Here is an 18530-nt window from a genome sequence, read left to right on the forward strand (position 1 = left end):
AGTTCGTTGCTATGATGCAGAATCAGGAACACTTACAATGACATCTTCACCGTCAATTTGTACCGCGTAACAAGGTTGCGCATCTAACCCTGGCGGTTCTTGTAAATCTCCGGTCACAAGGCTAAAGCAAGCATTATGCCAAGGACAAATCACGCGATCGCCACTCAAAACTCCCTCAGCTAGCGGTGCTTGATAGTGCGTACAATAAGCCCCAATTGCATGAAACTGATCGTTGACCCGCGCTAATAATACATCAGTGTCTCCCACCGAAACTTGCTTCATCTCGCCATTTTGCAAATCCTTAACTTTAGCAACAACAGCATCTTGGGTAGTCATAAATTTAGGGAAATGGTAACGGGTAACGGGGGTAGTCGGGAATAGGTAATAAGAAAGCAATTACCGCGTTCCCAATTACCAATCAAAACGACGATCTCAGTTACTGAGCTTAAGCGATTGTCACTTCCGACGACAAATAAATATCCTGAATTGCGTGAAACAGTTTCACTCCATCTTCAAAAGGACGCTGAAAAGTCTTACGACCAGAAATCAAGCCAGAACCACCAGCACGTTTGTTAATCACTGCGGTACGAATTGCTTCAGCAAAGTCATTTTTACCCGAAGCGCCACCCGAATTAATCAACCCCGCACGTCCGCAGTAGGAATTTAAGACTTGATAACGGGTCAAGTCAATCGGATGATCCGTGACTAAATCAGTATAGATGCGATCGTTCGTTTTACCGTAGCTTTTCCCTGTTGCTTGGGCAACTGCGGTATAGCCATGATTATTTTCTGGCAGTTTCTGTTTAACAATATCAGCTTCAATCGTCACGCCCAAGTGATTCGCTTGACCCGTGAGGTCGGCTGAGATGTGATAGTCTTTGTCTTGCTTAAACGCATTATTGCGCAGATAGCACCACAGAATTGTCGCCATACCAAGTTCGTGGGCGCGGGCAAAAGCTTGACTGACTTCCTGAATTTGCCGCGTTGATTGTTCTGAACCAAAATAAATTGTCGCGCCAACTGCAACAGCACCCAAATTCCAAGCTTGTTCAACCGATGCAAACATCACTTGATCGAATTGGTTCGGATACGTCAGTAGTTCGTTGTGGTTGATTTTGGCGATAAAAGGAATTCTATGCGCGTATTTGCGCGAAACACTGCCTAAAACTCCCAACGTTGTTGCAACGGCGTTACAGCCTGACTCGATCGCTAATTTAATAATGTTATCTGGATCGAAATAAATCGGGTTAGGTGCAAACGAAGCCCCTGCGGAATGCTCGATTCCCTGGTCTACAGGCAAGATAGAAAGATAGCCCGTGTTTGCTAAGCGACCGTAGGAGTAAAGCTGTTGCAAACTGCGTAGAACTTGCGGTGAGCGATCGCTAATCGTAAAAATGCGATCGACAAAATCGGGTCCTGGTAAGTGCAATAAATCTTTTGACACTTTGGCTTTATGAGTAAGCAAATCTTCAGCTTCTTCACCTAACCAAGATTCAATTGTTTCTGGTGCAGAAAGTGTTGCTGTCATACAAATTCCTCAAATTTCTCCTAAAGTTTCAACTGCTGTGATAGCGGAAAGCCGTGCTGTTCTCTACCTGGTCTCCCGTCGTATTTTTTTGATGTTTTGTACAGTTCAAAGCGTCCATCTGCGGCGTAGCTAGCATATCGATTGCGTACAGCTTGCATTTCTTGTGTACTCATCGGCTGAAAGTTTCCAGCAATACGTAGGTTCTGGTACAGCACCGCCAAAGAATCAATACCGCTAACCGTACTCGCTACAGGGAGACTCATAGCGTAACGGAGTGCTTCTTCTACTGTAACGATTCCTTTTTTCAATGCGTTGCCATCACCTCCCAAACTTTTCATCCCAATCGCTGCGATTTGCTGGCGGTTAAGTTCTGGTAGCACTTGTTGCTCAAAACTGCGAAAGCTAGCATCAAAACAATTTAAGGGTAGCTGGCAAGTATCAAAGGGGTATTTGTACGCCAGCATCTTGAGATGAATTGCAGGATCTTTATGACCTGTAAAGCCAATGAATCGAACCTTTCCCTGTTGTTTGGCTTGTTCTAGCGCTTCAATCACACCACCTTGGGCAAAATGTAGTTCAGGGTCGTTGTCGTAAATCACTTCATGAATTTGCCACAGATCGATGTAATCGGTTTTTAACCGTTGTAAAGATTGTTCCAACTGCTGCATTGCTACACGCGCATCGCGTCCGTGCGTACAAACTTTTGTCATCAAAAATGCTTTGTCACGTCTTCCGCCTTGCAGCGCTTGACCCATTAATTCTTCGCAGCGCCCCTTACCATACTCCCAAGCGTTATCCAAAAAATTCACACCCGCGTCAATTGCTTCTTGAACAATCCGCACCGCAACTTGGTCATCTTTGATGTTACCGAGGTGTGCGCCTCCGAGCGATAAAGCCGACACTTCTACGCCTGTTCTACCTAGCATCCGTCGCGGGATTGTCCCAAAATCTTCGCGAGTATTAGCTATTTGGCTTTGTGTTGCTGCTGAGGTGTTGTGTTTTTGCCAAATCAAACTGGCGATCGCACCTCCAGCGCCAATAATACTAGCGCGCAGTAAAAATTGCCGTCGCTGCCAAATGTGCGAGTACTTTTGTGGTGTTCCTGATTCTTCTCTCATCAGCTATCACCTCCCTTTTCCTGTTAGCACTCCTTGATTGTAAAAAAACCTACCTTCAGGTAGTAGGGGGCGAAAAGCTTATTTAAGAGCTAAATGTGAAGTTGTGCGGTATAGACCTTGAAATCTCATCGACAGCCTTTGTTTCGTCCTTTGTAGTAAAAAAGTCAGAAAAGTGACGCTTTATCTAACGTGAAATCGGCATAGTTTATTTTTACCTGTAAGACCTAGTGAGCCAAGTCCTGAGCAGTGGCAAGTAACCTCAAACTCACCACAACTAGCTCTCATCTGTCCGCTGCATTTGAGTTGTTAGCTCTCCGGTAGCCAGTCTTCTGACAAGACCATTTCTAGAGGGTATGGACACGTCTCTGGGAACACCGAAATTTCTATAGCCGTTTGTTTAGCAGCTTGACGACGCGCGCGTTGATAACTCTCTTCAAGTTGCTCTACCGGATAACTCCTCAAGCTAGGACTATCTTCAATTGCCAATTCAATCTGAGTCCGCGCATCAGTGATGGAGTCAAGCCAGCTATCCGAGCGGCGTTGAGGTTGATACTGCCACTTGAGGAGATGCAGTAAAAGACGAGTTAGCTGACTGGCTATTCCCCGTCGTTCGCTTTTGCCCAAGTCTTCAACCTCTTCAATTAAATTCGGCACATCGATTTCATGCCAACGACGTTCCCGTAACAGTTGGGCTGTTTGGTTAATCCACGAACTAAAATCCTCTAAATATTTCTCGCTCATGTTCAATCTGTACTTCAACAGTACGCAGCACCTATTTAGGAAGCCTCGTTGCTCAATAATAACGCTCAAAGTCGCAGCCGTTACCAGAAATTACAGGACTCGAACTACTCCCTAACCCGCACCGGAGAGCTAACTATTTATTAAACAGAAACTTTCCATATAATTTTTTTCTTGATCGCAAGATATTAAAGGTTACAACTACCTTTACCTTATGTCTTAATATACAGAAATTTCTTCTTTACATTCCTATTCGGATGATTATGCCGAATCTTTCTGTATAACTACCCTTTACAAGAGGACTGTATGGAATTTTTCCGTATATCGTTCCCAATCACCGGACACAGATACCCTTTGCAACTCACCGATCAGCTTAGTTGTTCCGGTGCATTGGGATTGTTAGCCGCACGAATATCAACTCAAATCTCACACCGCCGCCACACCCACGCGAAACTGATAGGCACATCCTGATAGGGCGACCAACTCGGTTTCGTCTCTATCCAACGATTATCGATGACCTGTTCGCGCAATTCGACCAGTTGCCAGCCTGCCGCGATCGCTGCCTGCACATGGTCGGACAACAGATGGATGTGCGTCTCGATTGCGACTGGCTCTCCATTTGCTCCTTGAAAGTGCGTCGGCATTCCTGTCGCCATGATGAAAAATGGATGAAATCCAACAAGCACATACGCCGCATCACGCCGAGCAATCCGCGCTGCTTCTGCATACAACGGTGTAAGCTCAGCAAGATGTTCGTCAACGAGGCATGTCATGATCAAATCGTAACTAGCTGCTGGCAGTCCAGTCATGCAAACATCTGCCACGCGCAGGGACGCAAACACATCTCGCTTTCGAGCTTGATCCAGCATCTCGGACGTGGCATCGACACCATCGATCTTCCGTACACCATGGCTTGCCAGCCATGCAGCAGTACGTCCTGTTCCACAGCCGAGATCCGCGCAACGATCGACGGCACTCCACTTGACGCTTTGGATCTGGTCGAGCAACCACAGATCCATGTCACGTTTTACCGTATCCTCGTAGGTCGCTGCCCATTGAGCGTAGCCTTCACGCGCTGCCACAGTTCGGTAGTTGCGTCGATCAAATGTAGAGAAACGCGGCATACGAAACTCCTTCCAATGTGCTTTGGGCAGCTAACTGTTGGTGTTATCAAGAATTTTTATGTATGACATCCTTATTCTTAGAGTATTAAACGAAATTTCTCTTTATAACACATCCTACTATAGAGCAACGCCGTTACTTGAACAAGGGTAAGATGTTATCCAATTTAAACACTTTTATCAACAGTTTTTACTATTATCAAAAATATGTCGGGAGTACACCAACTGTTAATTAGGTTACTTTACGGTACTGATTTGCGTTTGAGTGAAGGTTTAAATTTGTGCGTTAAAGATATTGATCTTACTCAAGATTCAATTACAGTGCGCGATACAAAGGAAATGAAATTTGAGTGACTATGTTTCCAGAAAGTATTGCTAAAAAATTGAAAATTCATTGATCAGGTTATAGTTCGGTTAATTTACCTTTTGCGTCAGACAGAAAACATCCTACTAGCGCAAAGTACGATTGGATTTGTCAGTTAATTTTTCCTTACCATCATTTACAAATACTTCTGCAATAACAAATGTAATTTCTCTTTTGTTGCTGCTGGTGCTTGATCGAGTCGAGTCAAGATTGCGTACTTTAATGCTGAGTGTGCTTCTGATTGTGGTGGATTTTGACTTAAGCGGCGTACGGTTTCTTGAATGACTTTTTGGGCATTCGTTGCATTGCATTGTAAGTTGGCAATTACCATTTCCACCGTAACGCTGTCATGATCTGGATGCCAACAGTCGTAGTCTGTTACGAGGGCTAATGTTGCGTAGGCGATTTCTGCTTCGCGTGCTAATTTTGCTTCGGGTAGATTTGTCATGCCAATGACAGTAGCGCCCCAGCTACGATAAAGATGCGATTCGGCTTTGGTCGAGAATGCGGGACCTTCCATGCAAACATAAGTTCCACCACGATGTAGTGTCACATCTGGTAAATTAAGAGTTGCGATCGCCTCTGCTAAAATTCCGGCAAGTTGAGCGCAAATAGGGTCGCCAAACGCAATGTGCGCTACAATTCCTTCGCCAAAAAATGTTGAAATGCGGTTTTTTGTCCGGTCAATAAATTGATTTGGTACTACCATATCAAGCGGCTTCACTTCTTCTTTCAAAGAACCAACCGCAGAAGCAGAAATTAAATATTCAACTCCTAACTGCTTCATTGCAAAAATATTTGCCTGAAAAGGTAATTCTGATGGTAGTAAAGTATGATTGCGACCGTGACGTGCTAAAAAGGCAACTCTTGCACCTTCTAAAGTTCCCAATATCACTGCATCCGAAGGCGAACCAAATGGTGTCGATATTTGTACTTCTTCAATATCTTTAAGCGCATCCATTTTATATAGACCGCTACCACCTATAATCCCTATTTGAGCTTGAGTCATTTTTAATCAGTATAAGATTACAATTGTCAATCTATTTTACCGATAATTAACCAATAAAAAAGCGCAGAACAAAACAAAATTACGAAAGCAATACTAAGTTATAGAAATCATAATTCTTTCGTAAAAATCTCCTTTTGTTTCGTTTCTTCGAGTATTTTGAAGTTTATGTTGTAGCTTATGTCAAGCCCTGTAGAGGCTACGTTTCAACCAAAATCTTACAATTTAGATAAGCACTCATTGTTTAAAAACAAAAACCGCTCAAGATTCTTGCCTTAACATCTTCTGAGCGGTTATGTTAGTTCTTATAACTTTTTCTTAAACTGCTCCTGGACCTCTACCACGATTATCTTCTTCCATTGTTAACTCACCTTGCTTATCTTGATTAGCTTCAGCAAGTTCTTGTGCGCGATGAGCTTGCTCTTGTGCAGCTTCTTGACTCGCATCCCCTGGAGTATCGTAATACATCTCAGGTTCAATCGCGTAGTTATTTGCTAAACCTTCTTGGTCTACGGTTGCGCCCCCAGTTACATCAATGCTCTCAGGATCAGCTTGTTCATCCGCAGTAGTACGATAATCACCACCTTCGCGATCCATACGTGCAGCTACTTCGGCTGGAATAATACCACGATCTGCTGTAGAGGTTTCTAACTCTTCATGTTTTGTCACTTTTTCTTTAGAATGTGCTTCATTTTCCATGAATTTTGCCTCAAAAAGATTTATGTTTATGTAGTTTTATCATGCTAAGACCTAGCTTATTTTGCTGCATCTATCTTCAGTGTTAAGCCTTTTAACAAGGGTAATAAATATTAATAACTGAACTATCTATGCAACTTGTCACTAAATTTAATCTTGGCGTAGTAGCCAAAAACCACTAAACGTTATATCAGAATTATCAGGCTGCACGAGTAAAAAATGCAATCCTTTACTTTGTTGTTTGCGCTGTTCATAATTTTGCGCAGACGTAGAAACTTCTCGATCCTCAAACGTTGCCACAATCCAGCGGTCTACTAAACCTGCTTCTAACACTAAGCCATCAGGAGCGCCAGCGATATAGTTTAGTGATACAGGATTTGCCTCTTGTAACCAACGAGCTAAACGCATCGATTGCCGTCCACCATAGATAATGACACCTGGTATTGCAATGTTGGAAGCCAATCCTAACTGTAAGGGCATGAGTGCTGGTGGCATATTCAAAATCGGAATAGGGCGTTCTTGAAATGCTTCTTCCACATCCTTGGCACTCAGCGCAGCAAAACGCCACTGTTCGCCCCATAATTTTTCAGGGAGTGGCGTTGGTGGCGGCTTTTCAAGTGTTAAGAGGTCGTAGGCTTCTCCTGTGTAATTATCCATACTACGGTAGAGGGACGATCGCTCCTGTAACCATTGCTTTAAAGCATCCGTTCTTCGCGTTGCTTCTACGGTAATTCCGAGTTGTTCTCCAGCAGCGGTGATGAGACTAAGTGACTGCGGACGAAACACCTGGATGGTATCTGGCATTTTATCTGCAACATGCTGCAATTGTTCCACAAGCCAATGCGCGTTAACTTGCGATTGGGGACACAGCGCGACAAATTCGACTGTGCGAGTTAAGTCACAAACGAGTAACTCCCACAAAGTTTGTCCAGCTGCATCCCGCAACGGACGACGATAAAAATCAGCTTGCCAAACGATCTGAGCCATCATTTCTAAATTGTACGCAGAAAAGCTGACTACACCATCACCTTGGCAAGAATTGGTGCCACACTGCTAGCAATCTCTGGTACATAGACTTGCGATACGTAATCTGAGATCATGCGATCGGTGTTGAATAACGGTGCATTCGTTTTAATTGATGCTTTCATCATCTGAATCCAGCGTCGAGGAATACCATTGGCATCGCGATCGTAATATAGCGGGACAATTTCTTCTTCAAGCAACTGATACAAAGATCGCGAATCAATACGATCCTGCACTTCTTGGTCGCTGGTATGTGCATCTTCGCCAATTGCCCAGCCATTCAGTCCTTTACCATCAGAACCTGTTTGATAGCCTTCACACCACCAGCCATCTAAAACACTACAATTAATCCCACCGTTGAAGCAGACTTTTTGTCCACTTGTACCTGAAGCTTCTAAAGGACGACGCGGGTTATTCAGCCAGACATCAACACCTTGTACAAGTTTTTGACCAGTGTAAATATCGTAGTCTTCAATTAACGCCACGCGGTTTTGAATCGCGTTGTTGCGACACCATTCCATAATCCGTTGAATGATCCGCTTACCTTCTTCATCAGCAGGGTGCGCTTTACCAGCAAAGACAATTTGCACTGGACGTTCGGCGTTACCAAAAATCTTGATTGCTCGCTGCGCATCGCGCAAAATGAGATCGCCGCGCTTGTATGGGCTAAAGCGTCGTGCAAATCCGATGGTGAGTACATTGGGGTCTAACAGCGTTTCGGTTGCTTGAATGTGTTCGTAGCTTTCGCCGCGTTGTTCTCGTGCTTTTCTGACGCGAAAGCGCGTGTGGGCGATGAGTCTTTCTTTGAGAACTTGATGTCGCCACCACAATTCCTCATCAGGAATATCATCGACTTTTGCCCACATTTTTGGATTGATAACGCGGGTTTTCCAGTCTTCACCTAAATACTTGGCATACAAGTCTGCCATAAGAGGTGCAGTCCACGTAGGTGCATGAACTCCGTTTGTAATGTGACCGATGGGTACTTTGTCTTCGGAACGATCCGGATACAAAATTGTCCACATCTTACGCGAAACATAACCGTGAAGTTCGCTCACGCCATTGGCTGCACGACACATCCGCAATGCTAGCACTGTCATGCCAAAAGGTTCCCAAGGATCGCCAAGGCGTCTTGCACCTAAAGCCATAAATTGCTCGCGCGACAGTTTCATTTGCACCCAGTAGTGCGCAAAGTAAGAGTCCATTAAGTCGCCAGAGAAGACATCGTGACCGGCTGGGACGGGAGTATGGGTTGTGAAAACACAACGGTTACGGACGCTAGCTTCGACATCGTAGAACGATTTTCCTGTGCGTTCCATTTCTTGTCGCGCGACTTCCAGCGTGCAAAATGCTGCATGACCTTCGTTGAGGTGATACACCGAAGGCGCGATCCCCAATGCTGTGAGGGCGCGAACGCCGCCAATTCCTAGCACGACTTCTTGCGCAATGCGCGTGTCTTGATTACCACCATACAGGTGTCCAGTTAACCAGCGGTCAATCGGATCGTTATCTTCGCGATCGCTATCTAGCAGATAAAGACTGACGCGCCCGACTTGAGTGCGCCAAATTTGGACTTTAACGCAGCGCTGGCGGATTTCCAGTTCGATGGTGAGGGGTTCGCCTTGGTCGTTGTTAATTAACTCTAAAGGCATTTGAGAGAAAGGATTGTCAACGTAGTAATCTTCTTGCCAACCACTACGGTTTAAGCGTTGGCGGAAATAGCCTTGGCGATACAGCAAGCCGATCCCGACCATCGGGACTCCTAAATCGGAAGCTGACTTGAGGTGATCTCCAGCGAGAATTCCTAAACCTCCAGAGTAAATCGGTAAGGATTCGTGAATGCCAAATTCAGCACAAAAGTAAGCGATCGGATGTTCGGCTGATGTTTGTGGTGCAACGCGGCTAACCCATGTATCTTGCTGCGCCATGTATTGGTCAAATTCTGCAACTAAAGATTGTAGTTGACTGAGGTAAAAAGGATCTTCGGCAAGTTGCGTCAAGCGTTCGTAGGAAGCAGACTCTAAAATCGCTACGGGGTTGTGTCCGCAGTTTTCCCATTCTTCGGGATCGATGTTACGAAATAAAGAAACTCGGTCGGTTGTCCAACTCCACCAGTAGTTATATGCCAAGTCTGCTAATCTTCGCAGCGTTTGAGGTAACTTTTTACTAAGCTGTTGCGCAGGGGTTAATGCACCGTTATTCGTCATAAAGTTCTTGGAGTTATGCTTGATTCTCGTCGGTTGAAACCATGTCACATCGTTCACTGTTTCTCAGAGATATCAGCGCTCTGGGACTATGCTTCTGAAAAACAACTGGTTTCCTGCTAGCTAGCATATTCTACAATTGGGCGCGGTGTGGGCAACTTTACACGCTTTTTATGCAAATATATCTTTGCTTTATCTGCAAAACCTTTCCATTTGTAAAATTTTATGTATAAATTAAGAGTTAAGCTATTTTAAAAATGACCAGCTTGCAGTGGCTATACGCAGTAGAATCAACGTTTAGCGCTGTTAGAAGTGTATCTTTAGTTAATTCGGTAAGTACAAGTACTAAATAAAACACTTGCTTACAAATTGTCCACTACTTGATGAATGACGACTTATGAACCCTGCCCTGACTCAAATTGGCGACCAAATGTCCAACCTGACAGGCGTCAGGGCGATTATGAAGGATATTATTGAAACGCTACAAGCTGGCTCAGGTAGGGAATTTATTAATTTGAGTGCGGGAAATCCGCTGATTTTGCCTGAAGTAGAGCAACTGTGGCGAGACTGTACGGCGCAACTTTTAGCAAGTGAAGATTACGGTGAGGTCGTTTGTCGCTACGGTTCGAGTCAAGGTTATGGGCCATTAATTACCGCGATCGCTAACGATTTTAATCGACGCTACAACTTGAACTTAAGCGATCGCAATATCTTGATTACTCCTGGAAGTCAGTCACTGTATTTTTATGCCGCGAATGCTTTTGGCGGATACACGAGTGATGGGGACTTAAAACAAATCGTTTTACCTCTCAGCCCAGATTACACGGGTTACGGCGGTGTTAGCTTGGTTCCGGAGGCGTTGATTGCTTACAAGCCAACTCTTGATATTGATGCTGCTGCGCATCGGTTCAAATATCGCCCTGACTTTAGCCAATTGACGATTACCGAAAGTACTGGTTGTGTGATTTTCTCGCGTCCGTGTAATCCTACCGGAAATGTGATGACAGATGAGGAAGTCAGAAAAATTGCGGCTTTGGCTGCGCCGTATGAGGTACCAGTGTTTATTGATTCCGCGTACGCACCACCGTTTCCTGCGTTGAATTTTACGGAAATGACACCGGTGTTTGGTAGTAATATTCTGCATTGTATGAGTTTATCGAAAGCCGGATTGCCAGGAGAACGCATTGGGGTAGCAATTGGTGATGCGAAGTTGATTCAGGTGCTGGAATCTTTTCAAACAAATATGTGCATTCACCCGTCGCGGTATGGACAGGCGATCGCAGCGCGCGCGATTAACTCTGGGGCGTTGGCGGAAATTGCTGAATGCGTGATTCGACCTTTTTACCAAAATAAATTTACTGTTCTGGAAAATACACTCAATGCAGCGATGCCGCAAGATTTACCTTGGTTTTTACATCGCGGTGAAGGAGCAATTTTTGCTTGGTTGTGGTTGAAAGATTTGCCGATTACTGATTGGGAGTTGTATCAACAGTTAAAGCAAGTGGGTGTGATTGTTGTTCCTGGTAGTACTTTCTTCCCTGGTTTGCGCGAAAGTTGGTTGCATAAGCAGCAGTGTTTGCGGATTAGTCTAACGGCGAGTGATGCAGAAATTGCAACCGCGATGCAACGTTTGGCGAAGGTGACTGAACAGGTTTATCAACGTGCGGCTGTGAGTGCGTAATAAAGTTGATGGCGAACCACAAAGGCGCAAAGGACGCGAAGTTAGAACAAGAGAGTTCGGGGTGGTTGGAGATTGGGAGGATTGTTGCACCTCAAGGGTTGAATGGCGAAGTGCGGGTTTATCCTGATACTGACTTTCCTGAACGGTTTGAACAGCCAGGAACGCGATGGTTGTTGTGTTCTCAAGATGAGGAACCACGCCCAATTGAATTGTTGAGTGGGCGGTATCTGGCTGGTAAGAATTTGTATGTGGTGGAATTTTTGGGAGTGGAAAACCGCGATCAGGCGGAGGCTTTGCGCGGGTGTAAGTTGTTGGTTCGCGAAAGCGATCGCCCTGTACTAGGCGAAGATGAATATCATGTGTTGGACTTGGTGGGCTTGGAAGTCATCATGCAGGAATCGGGAGCGAAGATTGGTGCTGTGGTTGATGTCCTTCCTGCGGGGAATGATTTATTAGAAGTGAAATTATATCAAGATCCGATTGCAGATAACAATTCTCGGACGGTTTTGATTCCTTTTGTGAAAGAGATTGTTCCTGTAGTCGATTTGCAAGCGCGTTATGTCGAAATTACTCCGCCACCTGGGTTGATGGAAATCTAATATATCCGGTATGAAGATCCGCAATGCACTGATTTCAGACTTACCAGATATTATTGGGATTTATAATGCATCGATTCCCACGCGCAAAGCAACCGCAGATACTGAACCAATTAGTGTTGAGAGTCGTTTAGATTGGTTTGCAAAACATAATGCATCGCGCCCTCTATGGGTACTGGAAATTGATCGCGAAGTTGTTGCGTGGATTGGTCTGACTTCATTTTATGGTGGACGTCCGGCTTATAATGCCACTGCGGAAGTTAGTATTTATATCGCACCCCAGCATCAGAGTAAAGGCTATGGCACAATGTTAGTCCGCCGGATGATCGATTATTGCCCTAGCTTAGGCGTGACAACGTTGCTAGCAATGTATTTTGACCACAATGATGCAAGTCGGCGAATGTTTGAGAAACTTGGTTTTGAGCCAAAGGGACATTTGCCTGAAATTGCCGTGCTTGATGGTGAAAAACGCGGATTAATTATTGCAGCTTATAAAATTGCCGCATGATAAATTAAAGATTCCTTGGCAATATTCAATAAATACTAACAGCGTAACCTTATAATTATAAAGTTAAAGCATAAGTGTTTAATTGTCGTATTCTACTAACGCCGTGTTTATCTCGAACAAAATAGTAAAATTGCATCTAGTTTTTATTAAAAATAGAAATATTGTGGGAATTTCACCAGCGCAATTGCAAATTCCTAAATATGCAACTTAATTGCGCTTGCCTGCATCGATGGGTAAGAAAGCAGTCTCTCGATCGAGAGAAAAATTAATCGGTAAGGTGTTCGCTTGTCACAACTCAGCTTGATTCTAGGCTTTGTATAGGATGTTGCCAGAAGAATTACTTGGAAAAGATGTTCTTCATCAGTGTTTGTCAATGCGAAATCAAGATATTCTTACTTGCTACAAGTCGGTAAGTATTAGCACACCTATTGTTGTAAAACCATAGAAATAGAGTTCCAAATGTTGTAATCTTTGATAAATTTATAACAACCTAAGACAAGACTGTACTGAGTGTAAATCTAAACAAACTACGCGATCGCAGAAATTGGAACTGTCATCTCGTTATTTCGTCATTTATGATTTTATGCGTTCAAGTCATGTCGAAGTAGGAATATATGTTTGAATGTCTATATTTTGTCTTCTTCCAGTCTCCTTATAGAATGGCTTAGCAGACGTTTGTAGATTGTTGATCCTCACAGCCAAACGCATGACTCAACTCAACAACGCCTTCACTCTGTTTTTAAGTTTGCTCGTAGAGGCAATGCCCTTTTTGTTATTAGGGGTATTGTTATCTAGTGTGCTGCTATTGTTTATTGATGAGCAAAAGTTAATCGCCAGACTTCCTAAAAATCCGTTATTGGGTGCTTTGGTTGGTAGTATGGTAGGTTTTTTGTTTCCTGTATGCGAATGCGGTAATGTCCCCGTTGCGCGGCGATTGTTGATGCAGGGAGTACCAACACCAGTGGCGATCGGGTTTTTGTTAGCAGCACCAACCGTGAATCCAATCGTCATTTGGGCAACTTGGACAGCGTTTCGCGATCAACCAGAAATTGTTGTGCTGAGAATTGCGCTTTCATTAATAATTGCGACTATCGTCGGGTGGGTTTTTAGCGTTCAAAAAGATCTTAAGCCTTTGCTACAACCTGCAATTGCTAAAAGTTGGGAATATAACTTTAGCCCAAAGCAAGATATTAAAAAATCAACACAAGCATCACCGCTATTACAATCAGGAACATTTTTACTCAATCAACCTGGTCAAATGGTACGCATGGATGCTACTGTACTTCAGGCAAGCTTAGCTGCTACGGCACCAACAAAACCGTTGTCTGACCGTTTGCGATTATTAGTAGACAACACAATACAGGAACTGCGGGAGTTGGGTGCGGTTTTAGTGTTTGGGAGTGCGATCGCTGCTTTTATTCAAGTTGCTGTACCGCGCGAAGTAATTTTAAATCTAGGTTATGGTCCAGTCACATCAATTATTGCCATGATGCTGCTGGCGGCGGTTGTGTCGATTTGTTCTACAGTTGATTCTTTTTTCGCGCTTTCTTTTTCTTCGACATTTACTAGCGGATCGCTGCTTGCATTTTTAATATTTGGACCCATGATTGATTTAAAAGCAATTGGTTTAATGCTCTCAATTTTTAAGCCTAAAGCTGTTATTTACTTATTTGCTTTAGCGGCTCAATTAACATTTTTATTTACTTTATTCATCAACTTGCAGATTATTTAATTACTTATATGATCGGCGGTAAATTCAAGCGTAAACAAGCAAAATTGAGTCCAAGCCAAGCCAAAAGTAAAGCTTGGTTTTTCACGTGGCTGGATGTACTAGCAATTGGTGCTTGGGGCATTTTAATGCTGCGGTATTGGCTAACTGGTAAGCTGAATTTGCTGATTCATCCTGATTATTTTTGGTTAGTGATTTCAGGCGGAATTGGTTTACTGATTATTGCTAGTAGTAAAGCATGGCAACTATTGCGACAACGGCGTTCCAGTAAAGGCGCGATTGTGCAGCACGTAACGTTATTTCCTCCAGGAATGAGTAGTAGCCTATTATTAATTACCGCAATTATTGGGTTAACATTTACACCCCGCGTTTTTGCAAGTCAAACTGCACTCGATCGCGGTGTAACCGATTCTTTGGGTGCAACGCGGGCGCAACCGCAGGCTTTTCGGAGTGCACGCAATCCTGAAGAGCGATCGCTTTTAGACTGGGTGAGAACTTTAAATGTTTATCCTGAACCTGATGCTTATGCTGGACAACGTGCTAAGGTGCAGGGCTTTGTGATTCATCCACCCGAATTACCCCCCGATTACATTTTGATCTCGCGGTTTGTAATTACTTGCTGTGCTGCTGATGCTTATCCTGTAGGATTACCTGTGAAACTGAGTGCATCGCGCCAAGCTTACCCACCCGATACCTGGTTGGAGGTTGAAGGAACAATGGCGACTGACACTTTAGTTGGAAAACGTCAGTTAACGATTCAAGCAACTTCGCTTAAGCCTATTGCTGAACCTGAAAACCCCTATGAATATTAGTTAATCGCTCAGGTAGACGCGCCATTACTCTTGATAGTACTTCATCACTTTAATACAACCTGATTTTAATCCCTGACCCCTGCTTTATGTCTGTCAGTCATAAATTTCTGCAACCACTCGATCGCGTCGCCCTCACCTTAATGCTGGTGTTGAGTTTTTTCATTGGACTGCTGCTGTTGCGAGGAGATGGTGTCGCACCACAAGTGCGAGATTTTAGCTGGGATGGAAAAGCGATTGGAGCAGAAGACACTGCTTTTATTTTGAATTTTAGCCGTCCGATGGATACGGTAAGCGTTGAGGAAAATTTACAAATCGATCCGCCGCTACCAGGAAAAATTAGTTGGGCGGGGCGACGCATGGCGTATACGCTACTAGCACCTGCACCCTATGGAAATTCTTATCAAGTTAATTTACACAGCGCTAAGGATCGTCTTTCTGTCGCTGAAAATTCTCCAAAAGTGATGCAGCCGTTTAGTAGTCGATTTCGTACGCGCGATCGCGCTTTTGTTTATCTTGGAGTCGAAGGAGACGAACAAGGACGCTTGATCCTCTACAACCTCTCACAACAGCAGAAGACGATTCTCACACCGAGAAATTTAGTTGTTGTTGACTTCAAGCCTTATCCCGATGGAAAAAAAGTTTTGTTCTCTGCTACCGAGCGAAGCAATAATCAGGACTTACTCGCCTCACAGCTTTACACGGTAACGACAGGAATCAATTCTGATCTTATAAATCAAAGCGATCGCACTTTTCTCGGCTTACGCTTACCTTTTGTTGGAAATAGGACTAATCCCGAACCAGCAGGTAAAATTAACCTGATATTAGATAACAAAAATTATCAAAACTTAAAATTTGACCTTTCTGCGGACGGACAAAAGATTATTGTGCAACGCGTGAATCAACAAAATCCTGGAGAATTTGGCTTGTGGTTACTGCGTAATAACGAAAAACCGCAACGCTTGAATAGCCAGCCAGGAGGCGATTTTATGATTACACCTGATAGCACCTCAGTTGCGGTAGCACAAGGCGAAGGGGTTGGAATTTTACCGTTACAACCAGACGCAGAGAAGCCGCTCGATTTTCTACCAGAGTATGGCATGGTACTGAGTTTTTCGCGCGATGGTACCCAAGCGACGATGGTGAAATTTAATTCGGATTACACGCGATCGCTGTTTTTGGTAACAAGTCAAGGCGAACCAACCGAACTTGTGCGGACAACAGGTTCGATTAAAAGCTGTCAGTTTGATCCTCTACGCCAAAATCTTTATTGTCTCCTCACGCAGTTGCTAGAAAAAGAGGAATACGAAGAACAACCGTATTTAGTCGCAATTGACCTAAAAACAGGCAACCAAAAACCTTTGGTGATTTTACCTGAGCAACGCGATGTCCAGATGAGTTTAGCACCCGATGGTTTGGCGGTGTTGTTTGACCAAGTTGTCACAAACGCAGCGAATCCAGCACTGACAGGACCGCGCACGAGTGACGGCGAGGCGATCGCAACGAGTCGGTTATGGTTACTGCCAATCTTATCTCAAACGTCGTCTCCACAGCCATTTATGCAGCCCGAACAACTTCCTCTACCAGGTTTTCATCCGCGTTGGCTTCCTTAAGTGCTGAAGTATTTGTCATTGCTAGCTACGAAGTTGCGTTTATGTTTGCCAAATTACTTTGTTCCTCAACTAATAACACAAATCTTTACTAAGCGATCGCTCAAAGAAACAACAAGCCTAATTGTTGATGAGTCTGCGTTCGCGGCGTTTATATGCATAATTATCAGTTTAGTTATGTAAATACTTCAATGATGCCCTCTTGTTTTCTTAAGTAAGACCTAATATCATGTCCATCTAATTGAACATATCAACTTGTGTGTTGCTGCGTTGCGGTATCAATCTGAGTTATTTAAGTATTCACAAGTACATTCTTATTCCTGCTGAACCAAGACCTCTAAATAAAGTGTGACGAACATCACAGACACAGAAGTTGTGCTGAATATAGCATCCTTGCATCAAGCAATGTGCTATGAACAAAGCTGATAAATTAACGTAGTTAAGTATTTCCTCAAACGTCAACAATACTCACTCAGCTGCAACTGAACGAGTACTCTATGCTAATGCGCTTGCTGAGGGCAAATTGCCTATGAATATGGAACTGACTCAAAGAGAAAATTATGTGGCAGAAATCGTGACTTCCAGCCGCGTGGAAGCAATAGAAGATCTGCTAAGCACCCCTGTAAGTTTTGAAAACGAAATAGCTATTGTAAATCAAGCATTATGCTCAACAAATCACAAGCTACAACAGCGGGTAACGCAGTTAGAACAAGCACTCGTAGAGTTTAGAAAAAATTTACAAATTGAGCGCGAGCGATCGCAAACTTTACAGACGCAGGTCGCGCAGAAAATACAAGAGTTAGAGACAGCGCAAGAACAAATCAAGCGACTCAAGCAGGAACAACAAATCAACCAACAAACAACTCAGCAGCAACAAATTTTAATTGAAGGCTTGACAGTTCAGTTGCAAGCGAGTCAAGAACGCGTCAACCAGATTGAACATGAGTGGTTGTTAACGCAAGCAACTTACAACGAACAAACTTACCAACTGCGACAAAGCGAAAGCAAGCGTCAAGATCTACATAGCCGCTTGATGCGCGAACAAGACCGCAGAAGGCAACTGCAAGCAGCGTTAGACAAATGCTTTGACCAATCAAGCAATAAATCCAAACCTGCTACTGATACTGAGGGCGATCGCATTTTTACTTATACAGTAACTCGCGACTCGGATATTGATTCAGCACCAAATCAAGCGAGATTTGCACAAGCGCAACCGATTCCGCCTTGGTCAGTACACGCAGAAGAAGTCCAAGAATCGAAACCTGAGACTGAAGTATTTACCACACAAACATTCAAGCACACTACAGAAACACCTGTAGACGAAACTTTAGTAGAAACTTTTATTGAACAATTTCCTGAAGCGATCGCCACCTTAGGGAAAACCGCACAAGAGCAACATGATGCTGTCTTGAATTTACTCAGCGATACTAGCGCTAATGCTGTGTCTCAGAAGACAGTGGAAGTGACAGAAGCCTCGGATTATGAAACCTTAACTATAGAAAATCTTTCGTCTGCCGAAGATTTAGAATCATCCGCTACAACTAGTGGCGATCGCAACACGACAACGGAACTGAATCCAGAAAGTGATATAGCAGCGCAATCTGAATCTGTTGCAGAACCAACAACCGAGTTAGATGAGTTACTTACATGGGAAGAAACTGAATTTTTTGCGAATCCAAACTGGCCTTCACCCATAGTAAATCCCTCGCGAGTTGCTAAAAAGCGTAAGACTTTAGCGGCGATCGAATTACCAAATTTTGCGCATAGTAGATAGTGTGAGAACCGTTCTGAGAAACTTA

17 protein-coding genes are annotated in these 18530 nt (G+C 43.8%); 8 read left to right on the forward strand and 9 right to left on the reverse strand.

Annotation, left to right across the window (positions count from 1 at the left end; all coding sequences use genetic code 11):
• Positions 1–9 precede the first annotated feature (9 nt).
• The 5 genes from GLO7428_RS28455 to GLO7428_RS10645 form a co-directional block, all read right to left on the reverse strand.
• Complete coding sequence (locus GLO7428_RS28455; RefSeq protein WP_196797497.1) at positions 10–336, reverse strand: Rieske 2Fe-2S domain-containing protein; 327 nt, start codon at positions 334–336, stop codon at positions 10–12.
• A gap of 109 nt (positions 337–445) precedes the next feature.
• Complete coding sequence (locus GLO7428_RS10630; protein ID WP_015188552.1) at positions 446–1528, reverse strand: class I fructose-bisphosphate aldolase; 1083 nt, start codon at positions 1526–1528, stop codon at positions 446–448.
• 20 nt (positions 1529–1548) lie between these two features.
• The gene (locus tag GLO7428_RS10635) at positions 1549–2646 is read right to left on the reverse strand and encodes an aldo/keto reductase (protein ID WP_015188553.1); all 1098 of its coding nucleotides are present in this window, start codon (positions 2644–2646) and stop codon (positions 1549–1551) included.
• A 306-nt stretch (positions 2647–2952) separates the two neighbouring features.
• Positions 2953–3387 (reverse strand): DUF29 domain-containing protein, encoded by a 435-nt coding sequence (locus tag GLO7428_RS10640; protein ID WP_015188554.1) that lies wholly within the window; start codon positions 3385–3387, stop codon positions 2953–2955.
• 416 nt (positions 3388–3803) lie between these two features.
• Positions 3804–4508, reverse strand: coding sequence for a class I SAM-dependent methyltransferase (locus tag GLO7428_RS10645; RefSeq protein WP_015188555.1), 705 nt, complete (start codon positions 4506–4508; stop codon positions 3804–3806).
• Between the two features lie 204 nt (positions 4509–4712).
• Here GLO7428_RS10645 and GLO7428_RS29725 point away from each other — a divergent pair, with 204 nt between their 5' ends.
• Positions 4713–4859, forward strand: a complete 147-nt coding sequence (locus tag GLO7428_RS29725; RefSeq protein WP_081588064.1) for a tyrosine-type recombinase/integrase — start codon at positions 4713–4715, stop codon at positions 4857–4859.
• A 146-nt stretch (positions 4860–5005) separates the two neighbouring features.
• Here the strand turns inward: GLO7428_RS29725 and GLO7428_RS10655 are convergent, their stop codons facing one another.
• The 4 genes from GLO7428_RS10655 to glgP all read right to left on the reverse strand — a co-directional run bounded on the left by GLO7428_RS10655 (position 5006) and on the right by glgP (position 9858).
• A complete protein-coding gene (locus GLO7428_RS10655) occupies positions 5006–5878 on the reverse strand; it encodes an S-methyl-5'-thioadenosine phosphorylase (RefSeq protein ID WP_015188556.1) in 873 nt (290 codons plus the stop codon).
• Positions 5879–6193: 315 nt separating this feature from the next.
• Complete coding sequence (locus GLO7428_RS10660) at positions 6194–6574, reverse strand: hypothetical protein (protein WP_015188557.1); 381 nt, start codon at positions 6572–6574, stop codon at positions 6194–6196.
• 147 nt (positions 6575–6721) lie between these two features.
• Positions 6722–7561, reverse strand: a complete 840-nt coding sequence (locus tag GLO7428_RS10665; protein WP_015188558.1) for a Tab2/Atab2 family RNA-binding protein — start codon at positions 7559–7561, stop codon at positions 6722–6724.
• Positions 7562–7587: 26 nt separating this feature from the next.
• On the reverse strand, positions 7588–9858 hold the full coding sequence (gene glgP / locus GLO7428_RS10670; protein WP_231295578.1) for an alpha-glucan family phosphorylase: 2271 nt from the start codon (positions 9856–9858) through the stop codon (positions 7588–7590).
• A gap of 337 nt (positions 9859–10195) precedes the next feature.
• Between glgP and GLO7428_RS10675 the strand changes: the two genes are divergently transcribed.
• The 7 genes from GLO7428_RS10675 (at position 10196) to GLO7428_RS10705 (ending at position 18505) form a co-directional block, all read left to right on the forward strand.
• The gene (locus GLO7428_RS10675) at positions 10196–11479 is read left to right on the forward strand and encodes a valine--pyruvate transaminase (protein ID WP_015188560.1); all 1284 of its coding nucleotides are present in this window, start codon (positions 10196–10198) and stop codon (positions 11477–11479) included.
• Between the two features lie 8 nt (positions 11480–11487).
• Positions 11488–12078 (forward strand): ribosome maturation factor RimM, encoded by a 591-nt coding sequence (gene rimM / locus GLO7428_RS10680; protein ID WP_015188561.1) that lies wholly within the window; start codon positions 11488–11490, stop codon positions 12076–12078.
• Positions 12079–12088: 10 nt separating this feature from the next.
• A complete protein-coding gene (locus GLO7428_RS10685; RefSeq protein WP_015188562.1) occupies positions 12089–12583 on the forward strand; it encodes a GNAT family N-acetyltransferase in 495 nt (164 codons plus the stop codon).
• A gap of 706 nt (positions 12584–13289) precedes the next feature.
• Entirely contained in the window at positions 13290–14315 is a 1026-nt protein-coding gene (locus GLO7428_RS10690) for a permease (RefSeq protein WP_015188563.1), read from the forward strand.
• Positions 14316–14323: 8 nt separating this feature from the next.
• Positions 14324–15124 carry a TIGR03943 family protein gene (locus GLO7428_RS10695; RefSeq protein ID WP_015188564.1) on the forward strand — a complete coding sequence of 267 codons (801 nt, stop codon included), beginning with the start codon at positions 14324–14326 and terminating at the stop codon, positions 15122–15124.
• 86 nt (positions 15125–15210) lie between these two features.
• On the forward strand, positions 15211–16734 hold the full coding sequence (locus GLO7428_RS10700; RefSeq protein WP_015188565.1) for an Ig-like domain-containing protein: 1524 nt from the start codon (positions 15211–15213) through the stop codon (positions 16732–16734).
• Positions 16735–17260: 526 nt separating this feature from the next.
• Entirely contained in the window at positions 17261–18505 is a 1245-nt protein-coding gene (locus GLO7428_RS10705) for a hypothetical protein (RefSeq protein WP_015188566.1), read from the forward strand.
• Positions 18506–18530 lie beyond the last annotated feature (25 nt).

The organism is Gloeocapsa sp. PCC 7428 (assembly GCF_000317555.1).
Taxonomy (GTDB): Bacteria; Cyanobacteriota; Cyanobacteriia; order Cyanobacteriales; family Chroococcidiopsidaceae; genus Chroogloeocystis.

Bases quoted from the DNA above. Each gene is read 5' to 3' on its own strand.
- rimM (WP_015188561.1), top strand. From the start codon at position 11,488: ATGGCGAACCACAAAGGCGCAAAGGACGCGAAGTTAGAACAAGAGAGT.
- GLO7428_RS10700 (WP_015188565.1), top strand. From the start codon at position 15,211: ATGTCTGTCAGTCATAAATTTCTGCAACCACTCGATCGCGTCGCCCTC.
- GLO7428_RS10665 (WP_015188558.1), bottom strand. From the start codon at position 7,561: ATGATGGCTCAGATCGTTTGGCAAGCTGATTTTTATCGTCGTCCGTTG.
- GLO7428_RS10685 (WP_015188562.1), top strand. From the start codon at position 12,089: ATGAAGATCCGCAATGCACTGATTTCAGACTTACCAGATATTATTGGG.
- GLO7428_RS10675 (WP_015188560.1), top strand. From the start codon at position 10,196: ATGAACCCTGCCCTGACTCAAATTGGCGACCAAATGTCCAACCTGACA.
- GLO7428_RS10695 (WP_015188564.1), top strand. From the start codon at position 14,324: ATGATCGGCGGTAAATTCAAGCGTAAACAAGCAAAATTGAGTCCAAGC.
- GLO7428_RS10705 (WP_015188566.1), top strand. From the start codon at position 17,261: ATGAATATGGAACTGACTCAAAGAGAAAATTATGTGGCAGAAATCGTG.
- GLO7428_RS29725 (WP_081588064.1), top strand. From the start codon at position 4,713: ATGTCGGGAGTACACCAACTGTTAATTAGGTTACTTTACGGTACTGAT.
- GLO7428_RS10630 (WP_015188552.1), bottom strand. From the start codon at position 1,528: ATGACAGCAACACTTTCTGCACCAGAAACAATTGAATCTTGGTTAGGT.
- GLO7428_RS10690 (WP_015188563.1), top strand. From the start codon at position 13,290: ATGACTCAACTCAACAACGCCTTCACTCTGTTTTTAAGTTTGCTCGTA.
- GLO7428_RS10645 (WP_015188555.1), bottom strand. From the start codon at position 4,508: ATGCCGCGTTTCTCTACATTTGATCGACGCAACTACCGAACTGTGGCA.
- GLO7428_RS28455 (WP_196797497.1), bottom strand. From the start codon at position 336: ATGACTACCCAAGATGCTGTTGTTGCTAAAGTTAAGGATTTGCAAAAT.
- GLO7428_RS10660 (WP_015188557.1), bottom strand. From the start codon at position 6,574: ATGGAAAATGAAGCACATTCTAAAGAAAAAGTGACAAAACATGAAGAG.
- GLO7428_RS10635 (WP_015188553.1), bottom strand. From the start codon at position 2,646: ATGAGAGAAGAATCAGGAACACCACAAAAGTACTCGCACATTTGGCAG.
- GLO7428_RS10640 (WP_015188554.1), bottom strand. From the start codon at position 3,387: ATGAGCGAGAAATATTTAGAGGATTTTAGTTCGTGGATTAACCAAACA.
- GLO7428_RS10655 (WP_015188556.1), bottom strand. From the start codon at position 5,878: ATGACTCAAGCTCAAATAGGGATTATAGGTGGTAGCGGTCTATATAAA.